The organism is Actinomadura madurae, assembly GCF_047130825.1.
Classification (GTDB): Bacteria; Actinomycetota; Actinomycetes; order Streptosporangiales; family Streptosporangiaceae; genus Spirillospora; species Spirillospora madurae.
In genome coordinates this window covers 4,620,226-4,642,156 of the sequence record NZ_CP083237.1, presented here as the reverse complement: position 1 = coordinate 4,642,156, position 21,931 = coordinate 4,620,226, and the positions used below count along the sequence as shown (strand labels likewise).

At 72.7% G+C, this 21,931-nt stretch carries 19 protein-coding genes; 11 read left to right on the top strand and 8 right to left on the bottom strand.

Going from position 1 to position 21,931, the window contains the following annotated elements; all coding sequences use genetic code 11:
* Positions 1 to 616 precede the first annotated feature (616 nt).
* The 3 genes from hpf (at position 617) to K8Z49_RS20875 (ending at position 3,463) form a co-directional block, all read left to right on the top strand.
* Positions 617 to 1,258 (top strand): ribosome hibernation-promoting factor, HPF/YfiA family, encoded by a 642-nt coding sequence (hpf, locus tag K8Z49_RS20885; RefSeq protein WP_021598986.1) that lies wholly within the window; start codon positions 617 to 619, stop codon positions 1,256 to 1,258.
* Between the two features lie 266 nt (positions 1,259 to 1,524).
* Complete coding sequence (locus K8Z49_RS20880; RefSeq protein WP_207933348.1) at positions 1,525 to 2,181, top strand: response regulator; 657 nt, start codon at positions 1,525 to 1,527, stop codon at positions 2,179 to 2,181.
* A 61-nt stretch (positions 2,182 to 2,242) separates the two neighbouring features.
* Positions 2,243 to 3,463 carry a winged helix-turn-helix domain-containing protein gene (locus K8Z49_RS20875; RefSeq protein WP_412520380.1) on the top strand — a complete coding sequence of 407 codons (1,221 nt, stop codon included), beginning with the start codon at positions 2,243 to 2,245 and terminating at the stop codon, positions 3,461 to 3,463.
* Positions 3,464 to 3,468: 5 nt separating this feature from the next.
* Here the strand turns inward: K8Z49_RS20875 and K8Z49_RS20870 are convergent, their stop codons facing one another.
* Positions 3,469 to 3,807, bottom strand: a complete 339-nt coding sequence (locus tag K8Z49_RS20870) for an HGxxPAAW family protein (protein ID WP_021598983.1) — start codon at positions 3,805 to 3,807, stop codon at positions 3,469 to 3,471.
* A 183-nt stretch (positions 3,808 to 3,990) separates the two neighbouring features.
* Here K8Z49_RS20870 and secA point away from each other — a divergent pair, with 183 nt between their 5' ends.
* Positions 3,991 to 6,870: a preprotein translocase subunit SecA gene (gene secA / locus K8Z49_RS20865; RefSeq protein WP_021598982.1), complete on the top strand. Its 2,880-nt coding sequence runs from the start codon at positions 3,991 to 3,993 to the stop codon at positions 6,868 to 6,870.
* A gap of 58 nt (positions 6,871 to 6,928) precedes the next feature.
* Here secA and K8Z49_RS20860 read toward each other — a convergent pair whose 3' ends face one another.
* The 3 genes from K8Z49_RS20860 to K8Z49_RS20850 all read right to left on the bottom strand — a co-directional run bounded on the left by K8Z49_RS20860 (position 6,929) and on the right by K8Z49_RS20850 (position 9,811).
* Positions 6,929 to 7,402: an Rv3235 family protein gene (locus K8Z49_RS20860; RefSeq protein WP_075020735.1), complete on the bottom strand. Its 474-nt coding sequence runs from the start codon at positions 7,400 to 7,402 to the stop codon at positions 6,929 to 6,931.
* Positions 7,403 to 7,684: 282 nt separating this feature from the next.
* Complete coding sequence (locus tag K8Z49_RS20855; RefSeq protein WP_024934330.1) at positions 7,685 to 9,055, bottom strand: PTS transporter subunit EIIC; 1,371 nt, start codon at positions 9,053 to 9,055, stop codon at positions 7,685 to 7,687.
* A gap of 21 nt (positions 9,056 to 9,076) precedes the next feature.
* Positions 9,077 to 9,811 (bottom strand): GntR family transcriptional regulator, encoded by a 735-nt coding sequence (locus K8Z49_RS20850; RefSeq protein ID WP_024934331.1) that lies wholly within the window; start codon positions 9,809 to 9,811, stop codon positions 9,077 to 9,079.
* 454 nt (positions 9,812 to 10,265) lie between these two features.
* On the opposite strand from K8Z49_RS20850, the gene nagA reads away from it, so the two are divergent.
* The 7 genes from nagA to ptsP are packed head-to-tail and all read left to right on the top strand — an operon-like array spanning position 10,266 to position 15,841.
* Positions 10,266 to 11,426: an N-acetylglucosamine-6-phosphate deacetylase gene (gene nagA, locus K8Z49_RS20845; RefSeq protein ID WP_412520376.1), complete on the top strand. Its 1,161-nt coding sequence runs from the start codon at positions 10,266 to 10,268 to the stop codon at positions 11,424 to 11,426.
* Entirely contained in the window at positions 11,423 to 12,463 is a 1,041-nt protein-coding gene (locus tag K8Z49_RS20840; protein WP_083597538.1) for an SIS domain-containing protein, read from the top strand. The genes nagA and K8Z49_RS20840 overlap by 4 nt, the downstream gene beginning before the upstream one ends.
* An 18-nt stretch (positions 12,464 to 12,481) precedes the next feature.
* Complete coding sequence (locus K8Z49_RS20835) at positions 12,482 to 12,715, top strand: glucose PTS transporter subunit EIIB (protein WP_021597043.1); 234 nt, start codon at positions 12,482 to 12,484, stop codon at positions 12,713 to 12,715.
* An 18-nt stretch (positions 12,716 to 12,733) separates the two neighbouring features.
* A complete protein-coding gene (locus K8Z49_RS20830) occupies positions 12,734 to 13,183 on the top strand; it encodes a PTS sugar transporter subunit IIA (protein WP_021597044.1) in 450 nt (149 codons plus the stop codon).
* Between the two features lie 4 nt (positions 13,184 to 13,187).
* A complete protein-coding gene (locus K8Z49_RS20825; protein WP_021597045.1) occupies positions 13,188 to 13,868 on the top strand; it encodes an HAD family hydrolase in 681 nt (226 codons plus the stop codon).
* Between the two features lie 16 nt (positions 13,869 to 13,884).
* Positions 13,885 to 14,157 carry an HPr family phosphocarrier protein gene (locus K8Z49_RS20820; RefSeq protein WP_021597046.1) on the top strand — a complete coding sequence of 91 codons (273 nt, stop codon included), beginning with the start codon at positions 13,885 to 13,887 and terminating at the stop codon, positions 14,155 to 14,157.
* Position 14,158: 1 nt separating this feature from the next.
* Positions 14,159 to 15,841 (top strand): phosphoenolpyruvate--protein phosphotransferase, encoded by a 1,683-nt coding sequence (gene ptsP, locus K8Z49_RS20815; RefSeq protein ID WP_412520373.1) that lies wholly within the window; start codon positions 14,159 to 14,161, stop codon positions 15,839 to 15,841.
* Between the two features lie 31 nt (positions 15,842 to 15,872).
* On the opposite strand, the gene K8Z49_RS20810 is transcribed toward ptsP, so the two are convergent.
* The 4 genes from K8Z49_RS20810 to K8Z49_RS20795 all read right to left on the bottom strand — a co-directional run bounded on the left by K8Z49_RS20810 (position 15,873) and on the right by K8Z49_RS20795 (position 21,916).
* Positions 15,873 to 16,364 carry a hypothetical protein gene (locus K8Z49_RS20810; protein ID WP_021597048.1) on the bottom strand — a complete coding sequence of 164 codons (492 nt, stop codon included), beginning with the start codon at positions 16,362 to 16,364 and terminating at the stop codon, positions 15,873 to 15,875.
* Between the two features lie 73 nt (positions 16,365 to 16,437).
* Entirely contained in the window at positions 16,438 to 18,048 is a 1,611-nt protein-coding gene (locus K8Z49_RS20805; protein ID WP_235206309.1) for a glycoside hydrolase family 3 protein, read from the bottom strand.
* Between the two features lie 140 nt (positions 18,049 to 18,188).
* Positions 18,189 to 20,258: a transglycosylase domain-containing protein gene (locus K8Z49_RS20800; RefSeq protein ID WP_024934335.1), complete on the bottom strand. Its 2,070-nt coding sequence runs from the start codon at positions 20,256 to 20,258 to the stop codon at positions 18,189 to 18,191.
* A gap of 476 nt (positions 20,259 to 20,734) precedes the next feature.
* Positions 20,735 to 21,916, bottom strand: coding sequence for an N-acetylglucosamine kinase (locus tag K8Z49_RS20795; RefSeq protein ID WP_024934336.1), 1,182 nt, complete (start codon positions 21,914 to 21,916; stop codon positions 20,735 to 20,737).
* Between the last annotated feature and the right edge of the window lie 15 nt (positions 21,917 to 21,931).

The following is a 21,931-nucleotide window of genomic DNA, read 5'->3' as shown; positions in this document are numbered from 1 at the left end:
CGCCGTGGGACGTCAGGTAATTCACGTCACATCACGTCATGAGGGAGTAGAGATTTCCCAAACTCACCGCGGCGACAGGACCCCCTGACCTGGCCGGTCACCGGGGCCGCGAGCGCCGGGCGGGCGGGGGCTCACGGCACGTGACGGGCGTCCGCGGGGCACCCGGGCAACCCGCTGCGGCGGTCATCGATGACGGTCAGTGAGTATTTCCTCCGCCCACCCCCCTGACATTCGTGGCGTAAGGGGTTAGCGTTCCTGACATGGCACCCGCCCGGGTCCGTGGTTGCGTCGGATCGCAGTGCCCGTCAGGGGCACGGCAGACGATCCGGCTAGCCGATGCCAGGCGCAGGCGAAACGGCCCACGTAAGGCGACTTCTCGTCGACCGATCACGGTGCGCCTTAGAGGTAAGTCCTGCCCCGTCGAGGGATCCGACATCCCCCGAACCGGGAGAAGGGCAGTAGTGGCGAGAGCGCCGCGAGCCCCTCAGCAGGCGGATGTGGGGACGAAGACCAGGTCGGCCGGGCGGGTGCGACCCACCGTCCTGTGGTGCCCGTCCGGGGCCGGCCAGGGACCCCGGGCAGGGCGAAGACGCAACCGGGAGAAGGGGGGTCCCGCGTGAACATCACCGTGAGGGGCCGGCACACCGAGGTCAACGACAGGTTCCGTCGGCACGTCGACAACAAACTCGCCAAGATCGAGCGGCTCAACCAGAAGGTCATCCGCGTTGATGTGGAGGTGTCCGAGGAACGCAACCCACGGCTGGCCGACCAGCGCGAAAGGGTGGAGCTCACGATCCGCTCCCGCGGCCCGGTGATCCGGGCCGAAGCCGCCGCCGACGACCGCTACGGCGCCCTCGACCTCGCCCTCGACAAGCTGGAGTCGCGCCTGCGCCGCGACTCCGAGCGGCGCAAGGGCCACGGCGGGAAGGGACGCGCCAAGCTCGCGACGATGGAACCGCTCCCCGAACCGCTCCCGCCCGTGCCTCCCGAACCCGTGAAGCGTCCCGTCGAGGACGAGGTCGTGACCGTCTCGCAGGACGAGAACCTCGTCCCGATCCCCATGGACGGCGACGGCCCCCTCGTCGTCCGCGAGAAGTTCCACAAGGCCGAGCCGATGGGCATCGAACAGGCCCTTTTCGAGATGGAGCTCGTCGGCCACGATTTCTTCCTCTACCGCGACAAGGCCACGGGGCACCCCTCGGTCGTATATAGGAGAAGAGGCTGGGACTACGGAGTCATCAGGCTCGTCGAAGAGTGATGCGGCACTCGCCTCACGTCACCGCGCGAACCATGCCATGATCTGAAAAGGCGCATCAGCCGATCCACGGACGCGGCGCGTCCCGGGAACTTCCCGGGACGCGCGGCGGTTGACCGGGGGACACCCTGAATAGTGAAGGGGGGAAGCGGCGTCTCCTCCACGCCGCGACTCTGGTGAGCGAGAATCCCGAGGCTCGCGACGCCGCGGCGGTACCCCGTCAGTCCGGCGCCGGCGCCACCCCCGCCGACCGGGAGGCGGCCGACCCCATCCGCGTGCTCATCGTCGACGACCACGCGCTGTTCCGCAGGGGCCTGGAGATGGTCCTCCAGGGTGAGGACGACATCGAGGTCATCGGCGAGGGCGGCGACGGGCACGAGGCCGTGGAGATGGCCGGCGACCTGCTGCCCGACGTCGTCCTGATGGACATCCGCATGCCGCGCCGCAGTGGCATCGAGGCCTGCACCGCGATCAAGGACGCCGCGCCCAGCGCGAAGATCGTCATGCTGACCATCAGCGACGAGGAGGAGGACCTCTTCGAGGCGATCAAGGCCGGCGCCAGCGGCTACCTGCTCAAGGAGATCTCCATCGACGAGGTCCCGCAGGCCGTCCGCGCCGTGCACGGCGGCCAGTCGCTGATCAGCCCGTCGATGGCGTCCAAGCTCATCACCGAGTTCGCCGCGCTGGCCAAGCGCAGCGAGGAGCGCACGCAGCAGGTCCCCGCCCCTCGCCTCACCGAGCGCGAGATGGAGGTCCTGCGCCTCGTCGCCCGGGGCCTGGGCAACCGCGAGATCGCCCGCGAGCTCTTCATCTCCGAGAACACCGTGAAGAACCACGTCCGCAACATCCTGGAGAAGCTCCAGCTCCACTCGCGCATGGAAGCCGTCGTCTACGCCGTCCGCGAAAAACTCCTAGAGATCACCTGACCCCACCGCAGGCGCGACCGGTAAAGCGGGTTTGTCGGTGTTGTGTCGTAGCATCGCGGGCGTGGTGGAACTCAGTGCGGACGTGGAACTCAGTGCGGACGAGGCGCGGCGGCTTCAGTTGCGGGCCCAGGGGTTTCTGGGGGCGTTCCCGAAGGGGGGCGTGCCGGCGGTGCTGGAGCGGCTCGGGGCCGTGCAGCTCGACACGATCTCGGTCCTGGCACGGTCGCACGAGCTGGTCCCCTACGCGCGGCTGGGGGCGGTGGGACGGGCCAAGGTCGAGGCCGCCTACTGGGGCAACGGGTCGGCCGATCACGAGAGGCGTCGTCCGGAGGCGTTCGAGTACTGGGCTCACGCCGCGTCCATCATCCCGATGGCCGACTGGCCGCTGTTCGCGTTCCGCCGCCGGGCCTACGTGCGGCGGGGGTGGCGCTGGCACAAGGTCCCCGAGGGCGTCTGCGATCAGATCCGGACCCGCCTGAAGGCGGACGGGCCGCTCACCACCAAGGAGCTCGGCGGCGCGAAGGCGAGCGCCGAGTGGTGGGACTGGAGCGACCACAAGATCGGCATCGAGTGGCTGCTCGACATCGGCGAGGTCGTGTGCGTGCAGCGGGCCGGGTGGCGCCGGGTGTACGACCTCGCCGAGCGCGCCGTCCCGCCGGAGCTGCTGGTCGAGGAGCCGGACGACGACGCCTGCCTCACCGCCCTGGTCGCCCGGGCGGGGCGGGCGCTCGGCGTGGCCACGCGCGGCGACCTCGCCGACTACTACCGGATCAAGCAGGACCAGGTCGACGCCGTGATCGAGGCGACCGGGCTCGTCCCGGTCGAGGTCGCCGGATGGTCGCAGCGGGCCTGGGCCGACCCGGGCGCGCTGGACGCGCCGCCCAGGGGCAGGCACGCCACCACGCTGCTGTCGCCGTTCGACTCGCTGGTCTGGGACCGCGCCCGCGCCTCGCGCGTGTTCGGCTTCGACCACCGTCTGGAGGCGTACGTGCCGAAGGGCAAGCGCGTCCACGGCTACTTCGCGATGCCGCTGCTCGCCGGGGGGCGCCTCATCGGACGGGTCGACCCCGCCAGGGAGGGGCGCACGCTCATCGCCCGCCAGGTGACCATGGAGCCGTGGGCGACGCGCACGGCCGCGCGGGCGGAGTCGTCGGTGGCGGCCCTCGCCACGGCCCTCTGGCGCGCCGCCTCGTGGGTCGGGTGCGACGACGTGCGCGTGGAGCGGACCACGCTGGCGGCCCCCCTCGTCGACGCCGCCTTGAGGGCCGCCGCTCCGGCCTGACGCGGTCAGCCGTGGGGGGCCTGCTGGGTGTCGGTGGCGACGGGCGTGTCGATGACCTCGCCGGCATCGCCGCCGCGGCGCTTGTCCGAGCGCGAGCCGAACAGGGAGTAGTCGACGATTTCAGGGATGACGCGGGGGGCGTCCACGACGACGTCCGAGAACAGGTGGACCATCCAGCTGACGATCATGCCGATGACGATGACGCCCACGCCGGCGTAGAAGAGGATCCAGTTCGGGCCGAGGCAGAGCGCGACGCCGCCGACGACGAAGCCCACGAAGATGATGGTGACGGCGATCCACGAGCTCGGCCGCCCGGCGTGCGATCCGTGCGACTCTTCGGACATTGCGCCTCCCCTCCTGAGGTGTCAGTGATCCTGTCCGGGACCCGGAAGGTCAAACGGAACACGCGGTGGATTGCGCTCCAGAGTGACCTAGACCATTCTGGGTCTGGCCTACGATGGGCATCGTACGTGTGGTGTGCGCGCCGCCTGGAGCGGTGAACCACGATCTGCAAGGAGCTTTCGAGAGTGCCGCCAGTCATCGACAAGATCCTTCGTGCGGGCGAGGGAAAAACCCTGCGCAAGCTCAAGAAGCTCGCGGATCAGGTCAACTCGATCGAGGAGGACTTCCTCGAGATGAGCGACGCCGAGTTGCGCGAGCTGACCGACAAGTACCGGGAACGTCTCGCCGACGGCGAGACCCTGGACGACCTGCTGCCCGAGGCGTTCGCGACCGCCCGCGAAGCCGCCAAGCGCGTTCTCGGCCAGCGGCACTACGACGTCCAGGTGATGGGCGGTGCCGCCCTGCATCTCGGCAACATCGCCGAGATGAAGACGGGTGAGGGCAAGACCCTGACCTGCGTGCTCCCGGCCTACCTGAACGCGCTGTCCGGCGACGGCGTGCACGTGGTCACGGTGAACGACTACCTGGCCAAGCGCGACGCCGAGTGGATGGGCCGCATCCACCAGTTCCTCGGCATGGAGGTCGGCGTCATCCTCCCGCAGATGACCCCGGACGAGCGCCGAGCGGCCTACAACTGCGACATCACCTACGGCACGAACAACGAGTTCGGGTTCGACTACCTGCGCGACAACATGGCGTGGAGCCTGGAGGAGTGCGTCCAGCGCGGCCACAACTTCGCCATCGTGGACGAGGTCGACTCGATCCTCATCGACGAGGCCCGGACCCCGCTGATCATCTCGGGTCCGGCCGAGCAGAACTCCAAGTGGTACTCGGAGTTCGCCAAGATCGTCCCGCGGCTGAAGCGCGCCGAGCTGATCAGCACGGCCGGGCAGGTGGACGAGTACGGCCCCGGCGACTACGAGGTGAACGAGAAGAAGCGCACCGTCGGCATCACCGAGTCGGGCGTGGAGAAGGTCGAGGACTGGCTCGGCATCGACAATCTCTACGACTCGGTGAACACGCCGCTGGTGAGCTTCCTCAACAACGCGCTGAAGGCCAAGGAGCTGTACAAGCGCGACAAGGACTACGTCGTCATGAACGGCGAGGTCCTGATCGTCGACGAGTTCACCGGCCGCATCCTGCACGGCCGCCGCTACAACGAGGGCATGCACCAGGCCATCGAGGCCAAAGAGGGCGTGGCGATCAAGGACGAGAACCAGACGCTCGCCACGATCACCCTGCAGAACTACTTCCGCCTCTACGGCAAGCTGTCCGGCATGACCGGCACCGCCGAGACCGAGGCGGCGGAGTTCAACAAGACCTACAAGATCGGCGTGGTGCCGATCCCGACGAACAAGCCGATGATCCGCGACGACGTCGCGGACGTCGTCTACAAGACCGAGCAGGCCAAGTTCGAGGCCGTCGTCGACGACATCGCCGAGCGGCACGAGAAGGGCCAGCCGGTCCTGGTCGGCACGACGTCGGTGGAGAAGTCCGAGAAGCTGAGCAAGATGCTCAAGCGGCGCGGCATCCCGCACCAGGTGCTGAATGCCAAGCACCACGAGCAGGAGTCCGCGATCGTCGCGGAGGCGGGCCGCAAGGGCGGCGTGACCGTCGCGACGAACATGGCGGGCCGCGGCACCGACATCATGCTCGGCGGCAACCCCGACTTCCGCGCCGACCTGGAGCTGCACCAGCGCGGGCTGTCCCCGCTGGAGACGCCCGAGGAGTACGAGTCGGCGTGGCCGGAGGCGCTGGAGAAGGCCCAGGAGGCCGTGGAGGGCGAGCACGAGGAGGTCGTCGAGCTCGGCGGCCTGTACGTCCTCGCGACCGAGCGGCACGAGTCGCGGCGCATCGACAACCAGCTGCGCGGCCGGTCCGGCCGGCAGGGCGACCCGGGCGAGTCCCGGTTCTACCTGTCGCTGGAGGACGACCTGATGCGGCTGTTCAACTCCGCCCGCGTCGAGGCGATCATGACCCGGCTGAACATCCCGGACGACGTGCCGATCGAGTCCAAGATCGTCACTAACGCGATCAAGTCGGCGCAGAGCCAGGTCGAGCAGCAGAACTTCGAGATGCGCAAGAACGTCTTGAAGTACGACGAGGTGCTGAACCGGCAGCGCAAGGTCATCTACGCCGAGCGCCGCAAGGTGCTGGAGGGCGAGGACCTCGGCGAGCAGGTCCGCAACATGATCGACGAGGTGGTCGCGGGCTACGTCGCGGGCGCTACGGCGGAGGGCTTCGCCGAGGACTGGGACCTCGAGAAGCTGTGGCAGGCGTTCGAGAAGCTCTACCCGATCTCCATCACGGTGGACGAGCTGGTCGAGGAGGTCGGCGGCGACATCTCCGGCCTGGACGCCGAGACCCTCGCCGCGAGCATCCGCGAGGACGCGCGGGCGGCCTACGACAAGCGCGAGGAGGAGCTCAGCGCGGACGTCATGCGCCAGCTGGAGCGCCGGGTCGTGCTGAACGTCCTCGACCGCAAGTGGCGCGAGCACCTCTACGAGATGGACTACCTCCAGGAGGGCATCGGCCTGCGGGCCATGGCGCAGCGCGACCCGCTGGTGGAGTACCAGCGCGAGGGCTTCGACATGTTCAACGCGATGCTCGACGGCATCAAGGAGGAGTCGGTCGGCTACCTGTTCAACCTGGAGGTCCAGGTGGACGAGCAGCCGGAGGAGCCCGCCGTCGGCGCCGCGCCCGTCTCGGTCGCCAAGTCGGCCTCCTCGGTCGACCTGGAGAAGGACGCCGAGGAGGACGAGGCCGAGGACGCCGAGGAGGCCAAGGACGCCCCCGCGATCAAGGCGAAGGGCCTCGATGCGCCGAAGCGTCCGAAGAAGCTGGAGTACTCGGCCCCGACCGTCGACGGTGACGGCGGCGTCGAGCACCACAGCGAGGAGGCCGCGGACGAGTACGCGGGCGTGAACCGCAACGACCCGTGCCCGTGCGGCTCGGGCAAGAAGTTCAAGCGCTGCCACGGCGATCCGCGCAACAAGAACAAGTAGGGCGACGCGAACGGCCCCCCGCACCTGCGGGGGGCCGTTTCGCATGTCAGTTCGCATGTCAGTGGGCGGTCGTCTCCAGCGCCGTGCAGCGCCACCGGCCGCGCGTGTGCTCAAGGCGCAGGGCCAGCGCGTGGACGCGCCCGGCCACGACGGCCACGGCGGCCGTCTCCGCCACACCGGGGGACGGCCGCTGCGACCGCGTCGACAGCACCTTCGGCGGGACGATCCGCCTCCCGCGCCCGCCGGTCGGCCCGCGCCGCGCGGCCATCTCCCGGCACACGGCGGGGACGGCCACGAGCGACAGCTGATGCGCGGGACGCGTCCCCGCCAGCACCTCCACGATGAGCCGCACGGCCGCGTCGGCGACGGCCCGGACCTCGGCGTCGACCCCGTCCCCTGGCCGGACGAGCCGCAGCCCCGGCCTGCGCACCGGGTCCGGGGCGGGCCGCAGCGCCAGCGCCCCGCGCGTGGCGGGCACCGCCGGACGGTAGTGGACGAAACGAACCGCCGCGGGATCGACCGGACGTCCCATGCAAGCCTCCTGATCTCGTTTCGAACAGGAGCCCGGAGATCGGCCGGAAATACGTCGTGGCCGCATGAGGCCGTCCGCGGACACGGCGGCGCCGGAGAGCACGAAGGCCGGAGAGCACGAAGGCGGCGGGACGCGGATGCCGCGTCCCGCCGCCCTTCGGTGCGAGTCCCGGGCCGGGTGCGGGGAGCCCGGGACTCGTGGGAGCCGGACCGGTGCGCCGACCGGCCCGAGATGGGGCGCCGCGGCAGGGGGAGGAGGGGTCCGCGGCGCCCCGGGGGATGGTCAGCCCCCGGCCGGTGCGTCCTGCGTTCCGGCCGTGCCCTTCTTCCCGCCGCCCGGCTCGCTGGCCGCGAGTTCCGGGCTGGCGGCCGGGTCGGCGGCCACCGACTCCTCGCCCTCCGGTTCCCGGCCCGGCGTCGCGAAGTTGAACTTCGTGATCAGGAATCTGAAGATGAAGTAGTAGAGGAAGAAGTACAGGACGCCCATGCCGAGGATGAGCAGGAGTCCCTCGGTGTTGTCCTTGCGGGCGTTCAGCAGGAGGTCGATCAGGCCGGCGGAGAAGCCGAACCCGAGCTGGGCGCCGGCGGCCTCCAGGATGGCCATCGAGATGCCCGTGAGGATGACGTGCACCACGTACAGGACGGGCGCGACGAACATGAACGCGAACTCGATCGGCTCGGTGACGCCGGTGATGAACGCGGTGAGCGCGGCGGAGATCATGATGCCGCCGACCGCGGGACGGCGGTGCTTCGGCGCGGAGTGCCAGATCGCGAGCGCCGCGCCGGGCAGGCCGAACATCAGCACGGGGAAGAACCCGGCGAGGAAGCCGCCCGCGTCGGGGTCGCCGGCCAGGTAGCGGTTGATCTCGCCGTGCACGACGCCGTCCGGTCCCTGGTAGTCGCCGAAGACGAACCAGATGAGCGAGTTCGGGATGTGGTGCAGGCCGAACGGGAGCAGCAGCCGGTTGATGACGCCGTAGACGCCCGCGCCCGCCGCGCCGGCGCCGGTGATCCAGTTGCCGAAGTCGGTGAGCCAGCTGCCGAACACCGGCCAGACGAAGCCGATCACGATGCCGAGGGCGAGGCCCGCGACGGCGGTGATGATCGGGACGAACCGGCGCCCGCCGAAGAACGCCAGCCAGGTCGGCAGCTTGATCCGGTAGTACCGCTGGTAGAGCAGCGCCGCGATGACGCCCATGAGGATGCCGCCGAGCACGTCCGTCGGGTTCTTGGCGCCCCAGTCGATGACCTGCGCCTGCGCGCCGTCCGTGACCTTGGTGATCAGGACGTTGCCCTGCAGCTCGTCGGTGTGCGAGAACATGATCTTGGAGACCCGGTCGAAGACCAGGTAGCCGACCACGGCCGCGAGCGCGGTGGAGCCGTCGGACTTCTTGGCGAAGCCGATCGCGACGCCGACCGCGAAGAGCAGCGGGAGGGCGGCGAACAGCGCGTTGCCGGCCTCGCCGACGATCTCGGCGACCCGGTCCCAGCCGAGGCCGTCGGCGCCCAGCATGTCGGCCTGGCCGAAGCGGAGCAGTAGCGCGGCGGCGGGCAGCACGGCGATCGGCAGCATGAGGCTGCGGCCGATCCGCTGCAGCACCGCGAGGGCGCTCGACCCTCGGCGCGGCGCGGAGTCCACTGTTGTCGCAGTCATCGCGAGGTTCCTCCTCAGGGGTTAGGAGTGCGGCGGGGGGTTTCCGAGGGCCGTGTGGATCTGGTAGCGGTCCGCCCTGTAGGTCGACACGCCCAGCTCGGCGCACACGCCTCCGGTGTACGAGCGGCGTTGCAGGAGCAGCACGGCACTGCCCCGGGTGATCTGCAGGTGCCTGGCGTCGGCGGCGTCGGCCAGGCTGGCGTCGATGGTCTGGTCGCCCGCGTCGAAGACGAGCCCGTAGACCGCTTCGAGGACGCCGTACAGGGAGCGGTCGGCGAGCCTGCGGTCGAGCAGGTCGGGGGCGAGGGAGGCCAGGATGTGCGCGCGTTCGAGGGCCATGGGCTCCCCGTCGGCGGTGCGCAGGCGCTCGATGACGTGGATGGCGGTGCCCGGTTCGACGTCGAAGATCCGGGCGAGGCGCGCGTCGGCGGGGACCGTCCGGCGGTCCAGGTCGATCGCGCCGGGCCGCAGCCCGCGGGCCAGCATGTCCTCGGTGAAGGAGACGAGCCGCAGCGGCATCTCGATCTTGGGCCGGGCGACGAACGTGCCCTTGCCGGGGACGCGGTAGAGCCGTCCCTCGGAGACGAGCTGGTCGACGCCCTGCCGGACGGTCATGCGGGACAGCCCGTACCGGCCGCACAGCTCGCGCTCCGAGGGGATCGGGGCGTCGACCGGCAGCTCCGCGCTCTCGATGAGGTCGAGCAGGATGGCGCGGAGCTGGAAGTACTTGGGTACCGGACTGTGCGGGTCGATCATCGTCACGAGGGTCCTCGACGGCCGGAGCCGGATCGATGGGGGTTCGCGGGTGTTCAGCGGTTCGATGGGCTGGTTGTGTGAGTTTGACGGTTTTAGATTCGGTTCGTACTGGTCTAGGCCGGACTAGACCACAGCATCGAAAGGCATGTCAATGCACGAATTCGTAACGACCTGATCACATGCGGACGACGCCATGATCGGGAAAGGTGCAGGTCAGCCCGGTTTTCCGGAAGGAGCGTCCGGTTCCGCCGGGTCGCCGCCCCGGTCCCGCCGGGTGCGGGGGCCGCCGGCCGAGGTCGACCGGTCCCGGGCCCTGAGGAGTTTCGGTCGACATCTTCAGCTCCATCCGATTCGTGGAGTATGGTGCGTACGATACTGGTCTAGTCCGGACTAGACCAGTTGGGAATCCGGAGGAACGACCCCGCGATCATCGCGTCACGGAGAGTGCGCCCCCATGGCATCACTGCTGATCACGGCCCACCGCATGATCATTACCCCCGCGGGCAGTCCTACCCGTGTCGTCTCCCCGGGATACGTCCGCGTCGAGGACGGCGTCATCGCCGAGGCCGGCGAGGGACCCCCGCCCCGCACCCCGGACACCGAGCTGCCCGACGGCCTCCTCGCGCCCGGACTGGTCGACCTCCAGGTGAACGGCTTCTTCGGCCACGACATGGCCGACGCCGACGAGTCCGGCTGGCACACCGTCGTCTCCCGCCTCCCCGAGACCGGCGTGACCGCGTTCCTCCCCACCTTCATCACCGCGCCCGTAGCGAAGCAGGCCGAGTCCCTGCGGCGCGCCCGCGACCTGATCCCCGGTCTGCCCCCTGGGACGCGCGTCCTCGGCGTCCACCTCGAAGGCCCGTTCCTGTCGCAGAAGCGCAAGGGCGCGCACAACGCGGCCCACCTGACCGACCCCGAGCCCGAGGCGATCAAGACCCTGCTGGAGACCGGGCTGGTCAGGCTGGTCACGCTCGCCCCGGAGCGGAACGGCGCGCTCGACGCGATCCGCACCCTGACCGAGGCGGGCGTCCTGGTGAGCGTCGGGCACAGCGACGCCACCGCCGCGCAGGTCTCCGCCGCGGCCGACGCCGGAGCCCGCAAGGTCACCCACATCTTCAACGCGCAGAGCGGCGTCCACCACCGCGACCCGGGCGTCGCCGTGCAGGCGCTCATCGACGACCGGCTCAGCCCCGGCCTCATCCTCGACCTGCACCACGTCTCGGCCCCGGTCGCCGAGCTGGTGTTCCGGGCCGCGGCGGGACGGGTCGTGCTCGTCACCGACGCCGCGGCGGCCGCCGGGATGCCGCCCGGCGCCTACGACCTCGGCGGCGAGCCCATCACCATGCCCGAGCAGGGCCCGCCGCTGCGCGCCGACGGCACCATCGCCGGGTCCGGCCTCCGGCTGGACGAGGCCGTCGGCAACGCGATCGGCCTCGGCCTCGGCGAGGCCGCCGCGGTGGACGCCGCGACCCGGGTCCCGGCCGACCTGATCGGACGTCCCGATCTCGGCCGGATCGCCCCCGGCGCCGCCGCCGACCTGGTCTGGCTGGGCCCCGGCCACCGGGCGCGTACCACATGGGTCAACGGGCAGAACGTCTTCGGAGGGGGATCATGACCAGTCAGATGCGCGCCGAGATCGGCGAGCAGCCGGACGCGCTGCGCCGGACGATCGACGCGCTCCTCCCGCGCACCGCCGACATCGCGGCGCTGGCGCGGGAGACCCGGCAGGTGCTGTTCATCGCGCGCGGCTCCTCCGACAACGCCGCGGTGTACGGGCGCTACCTCGTGGAGGCGCACGCCGGGCGGCTGGCCACGCTCGCCGCGCCGTCCATCGCGACGACCTACCGGCGTCGGCTCGACCTGGACGGCGTGCTGGCCGTGGCGATCAGCCAGTCCGGCAAGACCGAGGAGATCGTCGAGACCCTCGACTGGGCGAAGGACTGCGGCGCCCGGACCGTCGCGGTCACCAACGGCGCCGGGTCCCCGCTCGCCGAGGCCGCCGAGGTCGCGCTGGTCACCAGCGCGGGCGAGGAGATCGCCGTCCCGGCCACCAAGACCTACACCACCCAGCTCGCCGCGCTGTCGGTGCTCGGCCTCGGCCTCGGCGCGGACGTCGCGGTGGACGAGCTGCGCCGCGTCCCCGACGAGGTCGCCCGCATGATCGCGCAGACCGAGGCGTCTCCCGCACTGCCGGAGATCGTCGAGGAGCTGGCGAAGGTCCCGGGCGCGGTGGTGTCCGGCCGCGGCATCGCGTTCGGCACCGCGCTGGAGCTGGCGCTGAAGCTCAAGGAGGCGTGCTACCTGCACGCCATGGGCCTGTCGTACGCCGACCTGCTGCACGGCCCGATCGCCGTCGTGGACGGCCAGACCCCCGCGCTGCTGGTCGCGGCGGACTCCGGCCCGACGCTGCCGGGTACCGTGGCGCTGGCCGCGCGGGTCGAGGGCGCGGGCGCCCGCGCCTTCGGCGTCGGCGGCGGCTCCGAGCTGGCGCGGGTGTGCTCGGCCGCGCTGCCGGGCCCCGGCCTGCCCGAGTGGGTGGCGCCGCTGGGGCTCATCGTCCCCGGGCAGATCATGGTCGAGAACCTGGCCCGCCGGCTCGGCGTCGACCCCGACGTCCCGCGCGGGCTGAACAAGGTCACCCAGACCGACTGAGAGAAGAGAGAAGCCAGCATGGACAAGGCCGAGGCCATCATCGCGGCGCTGGGCGGCGCCGACAACATCGTCGAGATCGAGCCGTGCGCGACCCGGCTGCGCACCGAGGTCTCCGACGCCGGCAAGGTCGACGACGCGGCGCTGAAGAAGGCGGGCGCGTTCGGCGTCATGCGCAGCGGAACCGTCGTCCAGGTCGTCGTCGGCCCGGAGGCGGACACCATCGCCAGCGACATCGAGGACATCCTCGACTGACCCCCGAGGGGACCCCCAATGACCCGAGTACTCTCACCCGTCGCCGGGCGGGTCGTCGGCCTCGCCGGCGTCCCCGACCCGGTGTTCGCCCAGGCCATGGTCGGGCCGGGCACGGCGGTCGACCCCGAGCGCGGGCGCGGCCCCGCCCTCGCCCCGGTCACCGGGAAGATCGTCAAGCTGCACCCGCACGCGTACGTCGTGGTGGACGAGGAGGGCCACGGCGTCCTCGTGCATCTCGGCATCGACACCGTCAAGCTGAAGGGGCAGGGGTTCGAGCTCCTCGCCGCCGAGGGCGACGAGGTCACCGCAGGCCAGCCGGTCGTCGGGTGGGACCCGGCCGTGATCGAGGCGGGCGGGCGCTCGCCGATCTGCGCCGTGGTCGCGCTGGACGCGGGCGCCGACGCCCTGTCGGACGTGGTCGAGTCGGGCGAGGTGACCAAGGGGGACGAGCTGTTCACATGGAGCTGAGCGCATGGCGGTGATCGGCCTCGGCGCGGCCGTGTTCGACCTGGACGGAACCCTGATCGACACCGAGCCGCGCAACCGGGTGATGTGGTCGCGGCTGTTCGAGGCGCACGGCGTCCCGCACGACGAGGCGCTGATCGCCTCGTTCGCGGGGCGCCGCGGGCAGGAGGTCCTGGAGGACCTCGCGCACCTGTTCCCCGGCCGGACGGTCGAGGAGCTGTTCGCGCAGGCGCTGTCCTACGAGTCGGTGCCGGGGATGCCGGCCGCCGCGCCCGTCCCCGGCGCCGTGGACCTCGTCCGGTCCCTGGCGGACGCGGGCGTGCCGCTGGCGGTGGTGACGTCCGGGCAGCGCCCCTACGCCGAGGGGCTGCTCGCCGAGCTGGGCATCCGCGACCTGCTCGACATCGTGGTGACCGCCGGGGACGTCGTCACCGGCAAGCCGCATCCGGAGGGGTACCTGGCCGCCGCGCGCGACCTGGACGTCCCGCCGCAGGAGACGATCGGGTTCGAGGACGCCCCCGCGGGCGTGGCGGCCGTGAAGGCCGCGGGCATGACCTGCGTGGGCGTCATCACCACGCAGCCGGCGGGCGCGCTGGCCGACGCCGACCACGTGGTCGCCGATTTCAAGGAAGTGGACGTCGTGCCGGGCCCCGCGCTGCGGGTGCGCCGGCCCGTCGCCGGGCTATAGCGAGAAGGAGTGTGCGGTGACCGAGCGCAACGTCAAGATCGAGTCCAGGGTGGGGCTGCACGCGCGGCCGGCCGCGCTGTTCGTCCAGACCGCGGCGAAGGCCCCGATGGACGTGACCGTGGCCAAGCGCGGCGGCACCCCGGTGAACGCCAAGAGCATCCTCGCCGTGCTGGGGCTGGACGCGCGGCACGGCGAGGAGATCGTGCTGTCCGCCGAGGGCGAGGGCGCCGAGGAGTTGCTCGACGGGCTGCAGAAGCTGCTGTCCACGCCGGAGCCAGAGGAGGCCTGAGATGGGCGGGGTGATGCAGGGCGCGGGCGTCAGCCCGGGGGTCGGGTCCGGACCGGTACGGAGCATCGCCGGGGCCGTTCCGGAGCCGCCCGCGGGCGCGCGGCACGGCGGCGACGCCGCCGCCGAGACCGACACCGCGCTGGCCGCGCTGGAGGCCGTCGCCGCCGACCTGGAGGAGCGCGGTGAGCGCGCCGCCGCGGCCGGCAACGCCGACGGCCGGGACGTGCTGAACGCGCAGGCGCTGATGGCCCGCGATCCGGGCCTCGCCGACGGCGTCCGCGGCGCGATCGGCGGGGGGACGGCGGCGGCGCGCGCCGTGTTCGACGCGTTCGGCGTCTACCGGGAGATGCTCGCCGGGGCCGGCGAGTACATGGCCGCCCGCGTCACCGACCTCGACGACATCCGCGACCGCGCGATCGCCCGGCTGCTCGGCCTGCCGGTGCCGGGCGTCCCGGAGTCCGACGAGCCGTTCGTGCTCGTCGCGCGGGACCTCGCGCCCGCGGACACGGCGGTCCTCGACCCGGCGCAGGTCGTCGCGTTCGTGACGGAGGAGGGCGGCCCGACCAGCCACACCGCCATCATCGCCCGGACGATGGGGGTGCCCGCGGTCGTCGCGCTGAAGGGCGCGACGACGATCGCCGACGGGACCCGCGTCCTCGTGGACGGCGCCGCCGGGACCGTGCTGCTCGACCCGTCCGGCAGCGAGGTGTCCGCGGCGCGGGCCGCCGCCGACGCCCGCGCGTCGGCCCTGCGGGAGTCGACCGGGCCGGGCGCCACCCGGGACGGGCACGCAGTCCCGCTGCTGGCGAACATCGGCGGTCCGAAGGACGTCGAGGCGGCGCTCGCGAACGGGGCGGAGGGCGTCGGGCTGTACCGGACCGAGTTCCTGTTCCTCGACCGCGCGACGCCGCCGTCCGACGCGGAACAGGAGAAGGCGTACCGCAAGGTGCTGGAGGCGTTCCCGGAGGGCCGCGTGGTCGTCCGGACGCTCGACGCGGGCGCGGACAAGCCGCTGGCGTTCCTGCCCGCGCCCGGCGACGAGCCGAACCCGGCGCTCGGCGAGCGCGGGCTGCGGATGATGCGCCTGCACCCGGACGTGCTGTCAGCGCAGCTGTCCGCCCTCGCCCGCGCCGCGGCCGGGCTGACCGTGAAGCTCCAGGTCATGGCGCCGATGGTGACGGACGCGGCCGAGGCCGCCTTCTTCGCCGCCGCCTGCCGGGAGGCGGGCATCGAGCATCCCGGCGTCATGATCGAGGTGCCCGCCGCCGCGCTGCGCGCCCGCGACCTCGCGCCCGAGGTGGAGTTCTTCAGCATCGGCACCAACGACCTCACCCAGTACGCGTGCGCGGCGGACCGGCAGATCGGCGGCCTCGCGCACCTCCAGGACCCGTGGCAGCCCGCCGTCCTCGACCTGGTCGCCCCCGCGGCCGGCGCGGGCGTGTCGTGCGGGGTGTGCGGGGAGGCGGCCGGCGACCCGGTGCTCGCGTGCGTGCTGGTGGGCCTCGGCGTGACGTCGCTGTCGATGAGCGCCCCGTCCCTCCCGCTGGTGCGCGCCGCGCTCGCCCGGCACACGCTGGACGAGTGCCGCGAGGCCGCCGCCGCGGCGCGGGCCGCCCGCAGCGCCGGGGAGGCCAAGGACGCCGCCCGCGCCCGCCTGCCCGGTCTCGCGGACCTCGGGCTGTGACGGGCCGGATCACGGCGGCGGGTCAGGCGGGTCAGGCGGCGATCCGCCAGTAGGTCCCTGTCTTGCGGAGGGTGAAGCTCGCGGCGAGGAGGCCGCCCTGGCTCGCGGGCTCGCCCTTCCACCGGAGGTCCGCGAACCGGACGGTGCAGCCGCCGTCCGGCGCCGCCTCGCAGACGGGGACGGTGACGCCCCGCAGCGCCGCGATGTCCTGCGGGCGCAATCTCGCACGCGCCTCGGCGAGCCCTGAACGGCACCTGCCCGGCCCGCCGAACACGCGCCGCTCGTAGCTCGCCGTCAGGAACGCGCACGCCTTGACGTTCCCGGCGGCGATCCCGCGCAGGTACCTGTACAGCGCGAGCCGTGCCGCGAGGGTCCGCGACGACGACGCCGTGGTGGGCGTGTCGGCGAGCCGCGAGTCACCGGGTTCGGGCGTGAGCGGCGGCATCGTGACCTCGTCCTTCCCGCCGCACGCCGCCGGCGAGGAGAGCAGCATCAGGGCCAGGAGTAACGGGCGGACGCGCACGGGGACACCTCCTGTGGGCGCGAAGGCGGCCCGATCCTCCCAGCAGACGGGCAGTCGCGTCCATCGGGGGGCCCTACCGGTAGCCGATGCCGAACCCGGCCGGCTTCCCGGCCGCGGGGGCCGGCAGCCTGCCGGTCGGCTTCACCGCGCCGCTCAGCACCCGGGCCAGCGCCTCGACCGACACCCGGCTGGAGGAGTAGGTGGCGAGCGCCGCCTGCGCGGCCCCGGCCGCGTCGAGGTCGTAGGGGCGGCCGAGCGCGGCGACGACCACCGGCTTCGGCCCGAGCGCGCGGATGCGGGCGGCGGTCGCCGCCCCGGCGTTCTCGGTGGTCAGCACGGTGACGTCCGCCGAGCCCGCCGCCGCCGTCGCGACGCCCTGGCGGCGCAGCGCGGCCCGGAGGCGGTCGCCGTCCGGCCCCGACACCGCGACCTTCTTGCCCTTGAGCGGCAGCACGTCGCCCTTGTTGCGGACGAGGGTGACCGCGTGCTCGGCGACCTGCCGGGCGGCGGCCTTGTGCGCGGCCGTGCCGACGGAGGCGGCGGCCTTGGCCGGGTCGACGGCCGTCCCCTGGAACAGGCCGCGGCGCTGCTTGAGTCTGAGGATCCGCGTCACCGACTCGTCCAGCCGCTTGCGCGTGATCTTCCCGGACCGGACGGCCTTCACCACGGCCTTGTAGGCGCGCGGGAGGTCCGGCGGCATCAGCAGCTGGTCGGCGCCCGCGTTGATCGCCCGGACCGGTACGGCCGCGTCGCCGTACTTCTCGCGCACGCCCGCCATCTCCAGCGAGTCGGTCGTGATCACGCCCTGGTAGCCGAGCTTCTCGCGCAGCAGCCCGGTCAGCACGGTCTTCGACAGCGTGGACGGGTCGCCGGACCGGTCGAGCTTCGGCATCACGATGTGCGCGGTCATGATGACGTCCACGCCCGCCTCGATCGCCGCCTTGAACGGGGGCGCGTCCAGCCGCTCCCACGCCGCCGGCGAGTGGCCGATCACCGGCAGGCCGGTGTGGCTGTCGGTGGCGGTGTCGCCGTGCCCGGGGAAGTGCTTGGCGGTGGCGGCGACCCCGGCGGCCTGGTAGCCGCCGATGGCGCCCCGCACCATCGTGGACGCCAGCGCCGGGTCGGCGCCGAACGAGCGCACCCCGATCACCGGGTTGCGCGGGTTCACGTTGACGTCGGCGTCGGGGGCGTAGTCGAGGTTGATGCCGACCGCGCGCAGCTCCGCGCCGGTGACCTGGGCGGCGGCGCGGGCGTCCGCCGGGTTCCGGGTCGCGCCGAGCGCCATGTTGCCGGGGAAGGCGGTGATGAACGGCGTCCGCGAGACGATGCCCTGCTCCTCGTCCACACCGAGGAGCAGCGGGATCTTCGACGCCTTCTGCAGCGCGTTCGACTGCGCCGCCGTCTTCGCCGGGGTGCCGAAGTTGCCCGGGAAGTAGATCAGCCCGCCCACCCGGTACTTCTTGATCTTGGCGAGCGCGTCGGCGCGGCTGGAGAACGTCGGGACGAACAGCTGCCCGACCTTCTCCGCCACGCTCATCTTCGCGACCCGGCCGGGGATCCACGCGTCCGGCGCAGGCGTGCCGCCGCCCGGCGAGCCGGGCGCGGCGGAACGGGCGGACGGCGTCCGCCCGCTCTTGCCGCTCCCACCGCCGCCTCCGCAGCCGGCGACCCCCGTGACCAGCACGGACGCCACCGCCGCGAGCGCGAGTGAACGTGAAGCACGCACCTGACCAGGCCCCCCGACGTGGTCTCGGTAACTCGGTCGCATCGGACGCCGCGACGGTAGCCGTTCCCCGGCCCGCTGTCGACTCGATCTCCCGAGGCTCAGTCCCGGGCGGCCGGCGTCCCGAGGTCCCGGCCGTCCGCGTTCGGCTTGCGCGTCGTCCGCGGCGTGGCGGTGCCCTCCGGCGGCCTGGCGGCCTGCTCCTGCTTCCGCTTCGCCGCCTCCCTCTCGGCGAGACCCGGCCCGGCCGGGCCGGTGCCCTGGTCCGGCGGGCCGGGCTTCCGCTCGTCCGGGTCGGGGTCGGCCCAGTTCGCGGCGACGCCGGAGAACGCGGGCTCGGGGAACGGCAGGACCGGCAGGTCGCGGGCGACCTTGTCCATGAACGCGTGCCAGATGGTGGCGGGCAGGTTCTCGCCGGCGACCGTCCCCCGGAAGCCGGGCAGGTTCCGCAGCGTGCCGGGCTTCGCGTTGCCGACCACCACCGCGGCCGAGACCTGCGGGACGAACCCGACGAACCAGGCGGCGCGGTTGTGCTCGGTCGTGCCGGTCTTGCCCGCCGCCTCACGATCGGACAGGGCCGCGCGCCGGCCCGTCCCGGTCTTGACCGTCTCCCGCAGCGCGAACGTCGCCTGCGCGGCCTGCTCCTGGTTCAGCACGCGGCGGCCCGGCCGGTCCCAGGGCAGCGGCACCCGGCGGCCGCCGGCGTCGACCACCTTGGTCACCAGGTGCGGGACGACCGCCGTGCCGCCGTTCGCGAACGCCGCGTACCCGGCGGCCTGCGTGACCGCCGCGACGTCGGGGATGCCGAGCGCGATCCCCGCCTGCCCCTTGAACGGCGCGAGCGCGGACGCGGGAACGCCGAACAGCCGCGCCGTCTCCGCGACGTTCGCGATCCCCGTCTTCAGCGCCGCCTTCACGTACCCGGTGTTGACCGACAGGGCGGTCGCCTCGACCAGGTCCATCGTGCCGCGCGAGCCGATCTCCTCGTCGTTCTCGACCCTGTAGCCGGGTGCGGTCGCCGGCGTGTTCGCACCGTCCGGCGCGAACTTCTGCGGCGACTTCCCGCTCACCTTCGTCCGGACGCTGAGGCCCTTGCGCAGCGCGGCGGCCAGCACGTACGGCTTGAACGTCGAGCCTGCCTGCGCCACAGGGCCGAACACCGAGTCGACCTGGGTGCGCTCCGGGTCGCCGCCGTAGAACGCCTTGACCGCGCCGCTCTTGGCGTCCACGGCGACCAGACCGCCGCGCACGGTCCGGGGCCACTGCGGCTCGCGCGCCCCGCGCATGGCGTCCTCGGCGTGCCGCATCCACCGCCGGTCCAGCCCCGTGTAGATCTTCAGCCGGCCGTTCACCACGCTGTCGATCGGGATGCCGACGCTCGCCAGCTCCTCCTCGACGCGCTGGCGGACCAGGAGGTCCTGGCCCGACAGGCTGACGCCCGTCCACTCGTCCTGCGTCCGGGGGAAGCGCTGCCGGGCGGCCTCGGCGCGGGTCAGCCTGCCCATCGACACCATCCCGTCGAGGACGTACCGCCAGCGGGCCCGCAGCGCGCGGGCCGGCGCGTCGTGGCCCTGGGTCTTGAAGTACACCGGCCGCTGGATCATCGCGGCGAGCAGGGCGCACTCCGCCACGTCCAGCTGCCAGACGTCCTTGTCGAAGTAGGCGCGGGACGCCGCCTGCACCCCGGACGTCTGCCGGCCGAAGTAGATCGTGTTGAGGTACAGGTCGAGGATCTCGTCCTTGGCGCGGTGCCGGTCCAGCTTCACCGCGATGAAGATCTCCTTGATCTTGCGCCGCACCGTCCGGTCGCGGCTCAGGCCCTTGAAGTAGTTGCGGGCGAGCTGCTGGGTGACGGTCGAGCCGCCCTGGGTGTCGCCGCCCGAGGCGTTGTTCCACATCGCCCGGATCGTCCCGGCGGGGGAGACGCCGTGGCCGTCGTAGAAGCCGCGGTCCTCGGCGGCGAGCACCGCCCAGCGCAGCCGGTCGGGGATCTGGTCGTGCCGGACGCTCTCCCGGTTGGCGCCGAGACGGAACAGCGGCGTCCGGCCGTCGGCGTAGTAGACGGTGGAGCCCTCGTCGGTGACGCCGTCCTGCGGCCGGGTCGGCAGCGGGGTCCGGACGTAGGCGACCACGGTGAGGGCGGCCGCCAGTACGACGGGTGTGATGATCATCACTATGGCCCGGCGCCATCGGCGCGAGCGGGGCAGGACGGCGCGGGACAGGCGGGCTAGGGCCGGCCGGACACGGCGGGGCCTGGGCAGGGAGTGCATGCGACCTCGTTCGACGTGGGAGTACGGAGTCGGCCGTCGTCCGGGCATGCGGGAGCGCGGGCGGGCATGCGGCTGAGGGCATGCGCGTGCTGGGAGGGGCGCTCGGGTCGGGAGCATCCCGCGCGGACGACGCTGCGGAGTAACGCAGTCGATTCGGTACGAGCCACGCCTGTGGCCGGTGGTCCCGCCGGACGCGGCCCTCTCGGGACCGCTCCTGCGGCGCTGTCGCCACCGTGGTCACAGCTTAATCACGATGGACCCCGGGATCGCAAGGAATTGCGGATCTTGTGGGGTCCATCGCGATGAACCTGACGGCCGGGCCGGATCGGGACGGCCGGGCCGGAGCCGGAGGAGTCGTCCGCCGCGGGCGGAGCGGCTCAGCCGGGCAGGGGGTGGCCGAGGCGGCGCAGCGCCATCCCGGCCGCGCCGACGGCTCCGTCGCCGGCGCTGCGCGGCGCCTCGGCGAAGCGGGCGCGCAGGCCGGTGCGGACGGCCTCGGCGACGGGGCCTTCACGCAGCACCGAGCCGTGCATCACGACCGGTGCGCAGGGGTCGGACAAGGCCGGGCGCACCGCGTCGACGTCGCGCAGCAGCCACTGCGCGGCCTCGTCGGTGATGCGCCTGGCCACGGGATCGCCGGCGGCCGCGGCGGCGGCGACCACCGGGCCGAGCCGGCCCAGGGCCGCCGGTGGGCGGCCGTACACCTCCTTGATGATCGCTTGGGCGATGCGCGGGTTGGGCGGGGCGGACTCGGGATGGCCCGGTGGCCCGTGCGGGCCGGTGGGCCCGCCTCCCGGCGCGGGATAGGGGACGGACGGCGGATAGGCGGACTCGGGGACCAGCACGGCGGTGCCCGTGCCCCTGCCCGGGGGAGCCCCTCCGGAGGCGAGCGAGGCGGGTTGCGGCAGCACGGAGGCGCCCGGTGACGGCGAAGGGGCGCCGGCCATGGCCAGCGCCCTCCGGGGGAAGGATCTTCGCCGTTCCGAGTCGATCTCCGCGACCACGGTGGCGCCGAGCAGCGCCCGGGGGACCGAATCGGTGAGCAGCGTCGGGGAGCCGCGGCCGTCGTAGGCGGCGAGTGCCGCCCGCACGGCCTCCTTCCCGAGCCACACCGCCGAACCCTCGTCCCCGACCAGCCAGCCGTAGCCGTCGGCGCGCTGCACGATCGCGCCGTCGTTGATGACCGCCGCGCCGGCGCCCGTGCCGGAGAACACCACGATGCCCTTGGGCTCGCTGGTTCCGGCGGCGAACGCCACCGCGATATCGGTCACAACGGCGGGCGAGCCGCGCAGCCCGACGGCCTGCCAGGCCTGCCGCGCCGCCGCGACGGCGGCGGGCCGGCCGGCCGAGCCGGCGCCGGCGATGCCGAACACGCCGGTGAGGATGTGGGTACGGTCCAGGTCCCCGAGCGCTTCCCGCAGGGCGGTGGTCAGCGCCCCAGCGGTGTCGCCTCCTGAGTTGGGGTTGGCCCCGGGGCCGGTGCCGGAACCGGCCAGGGCACCCCCGAGCGTCAGCACGACGCAGCGGGTCTTCGTGCCACCCGCGTCGATACCGACCACGTAAGGACCGGCCAA

Bases quoted from the DNA above. Each gene is read 5' to 3' on its own strand.
- K8Z49_RS20870 (WP_021598983.1), bottom strand. From the start codon at position 3,807: ATGTCCGAAGAGTCGCACGGATCGCACGCCGGGCGGCCGAGCTCGTGG.
- K8Z49_RS20860 (WP_075020735.1), bottom strand. From the start codon at position 7,402: ATGGGACGTCCGGTCGATCCCGCGGCGGTTCGTTTCGTCCACTACCGT.
- K8Z49_RS20855 (WP_024934330.1), bottom strand. From the start codon at position 9,055: ATGACTGCGACAACAGTGGACTCCGCGCCGCGCCGAGGGTCGAGCGCC.
- K8Z49_RS20850 (WP_024934331.1), bottom strand. From the start codon at position 9,811: ATGATCGACCCGCACAGTCCGGTACCCAAGTACTTCCAGCTCCGCGCC.
- nagA (WP_412520376.1), top strand. From the start codon at position 10,266: ATGGCATCACTGCTGATCACGGCCCACCGCATGATCATTACCCCCGCG.
- K8Z49_RS20840 (WP_083597538.1), top strand. From the start codon at position 11,423: ATGACCAGTCAGATGCGCGCCGAGATCGGCGAGCAGCCGGACGCGCTG.
- K8Z49_RS20835 (WP_021597043.1), top strand. From the start codon at position 12,482: ATGGACAAGGCCGAGGCCATCATCGCGGCGCTGGGCGGCGCCGACAAC.
- K8Z49_RS20830 (WP_021597044.1), top strand. From the start codon at position 12,734: ATGACCCGAGTACTCTCACCCGTCGCCGGGCGGGTCGTCGGCCTCGCC.
- K8Z49_RS20825 (WP_021597045.1), top strand. From the start codon at position 13,188: ATGGCGGTGATCGGCCTCGGCGCGGCCGTGTTCGACCTGGACGGAACC.
- ptsP (WP_412520373.1), top strand. From the start codon at position 14,159: ATGGGCGGGGTGATGCAGGGCGCGGGCGTCAGCCCGGGGGTCGGGTCC.
- K8Z49_RS20800 (WP_024934335.1), bottom strand. From the start codon at position 20,258: ATGATCATCACACCCGTCGTACTGGCGGCCGCCCTCACCGTGGTCGCC.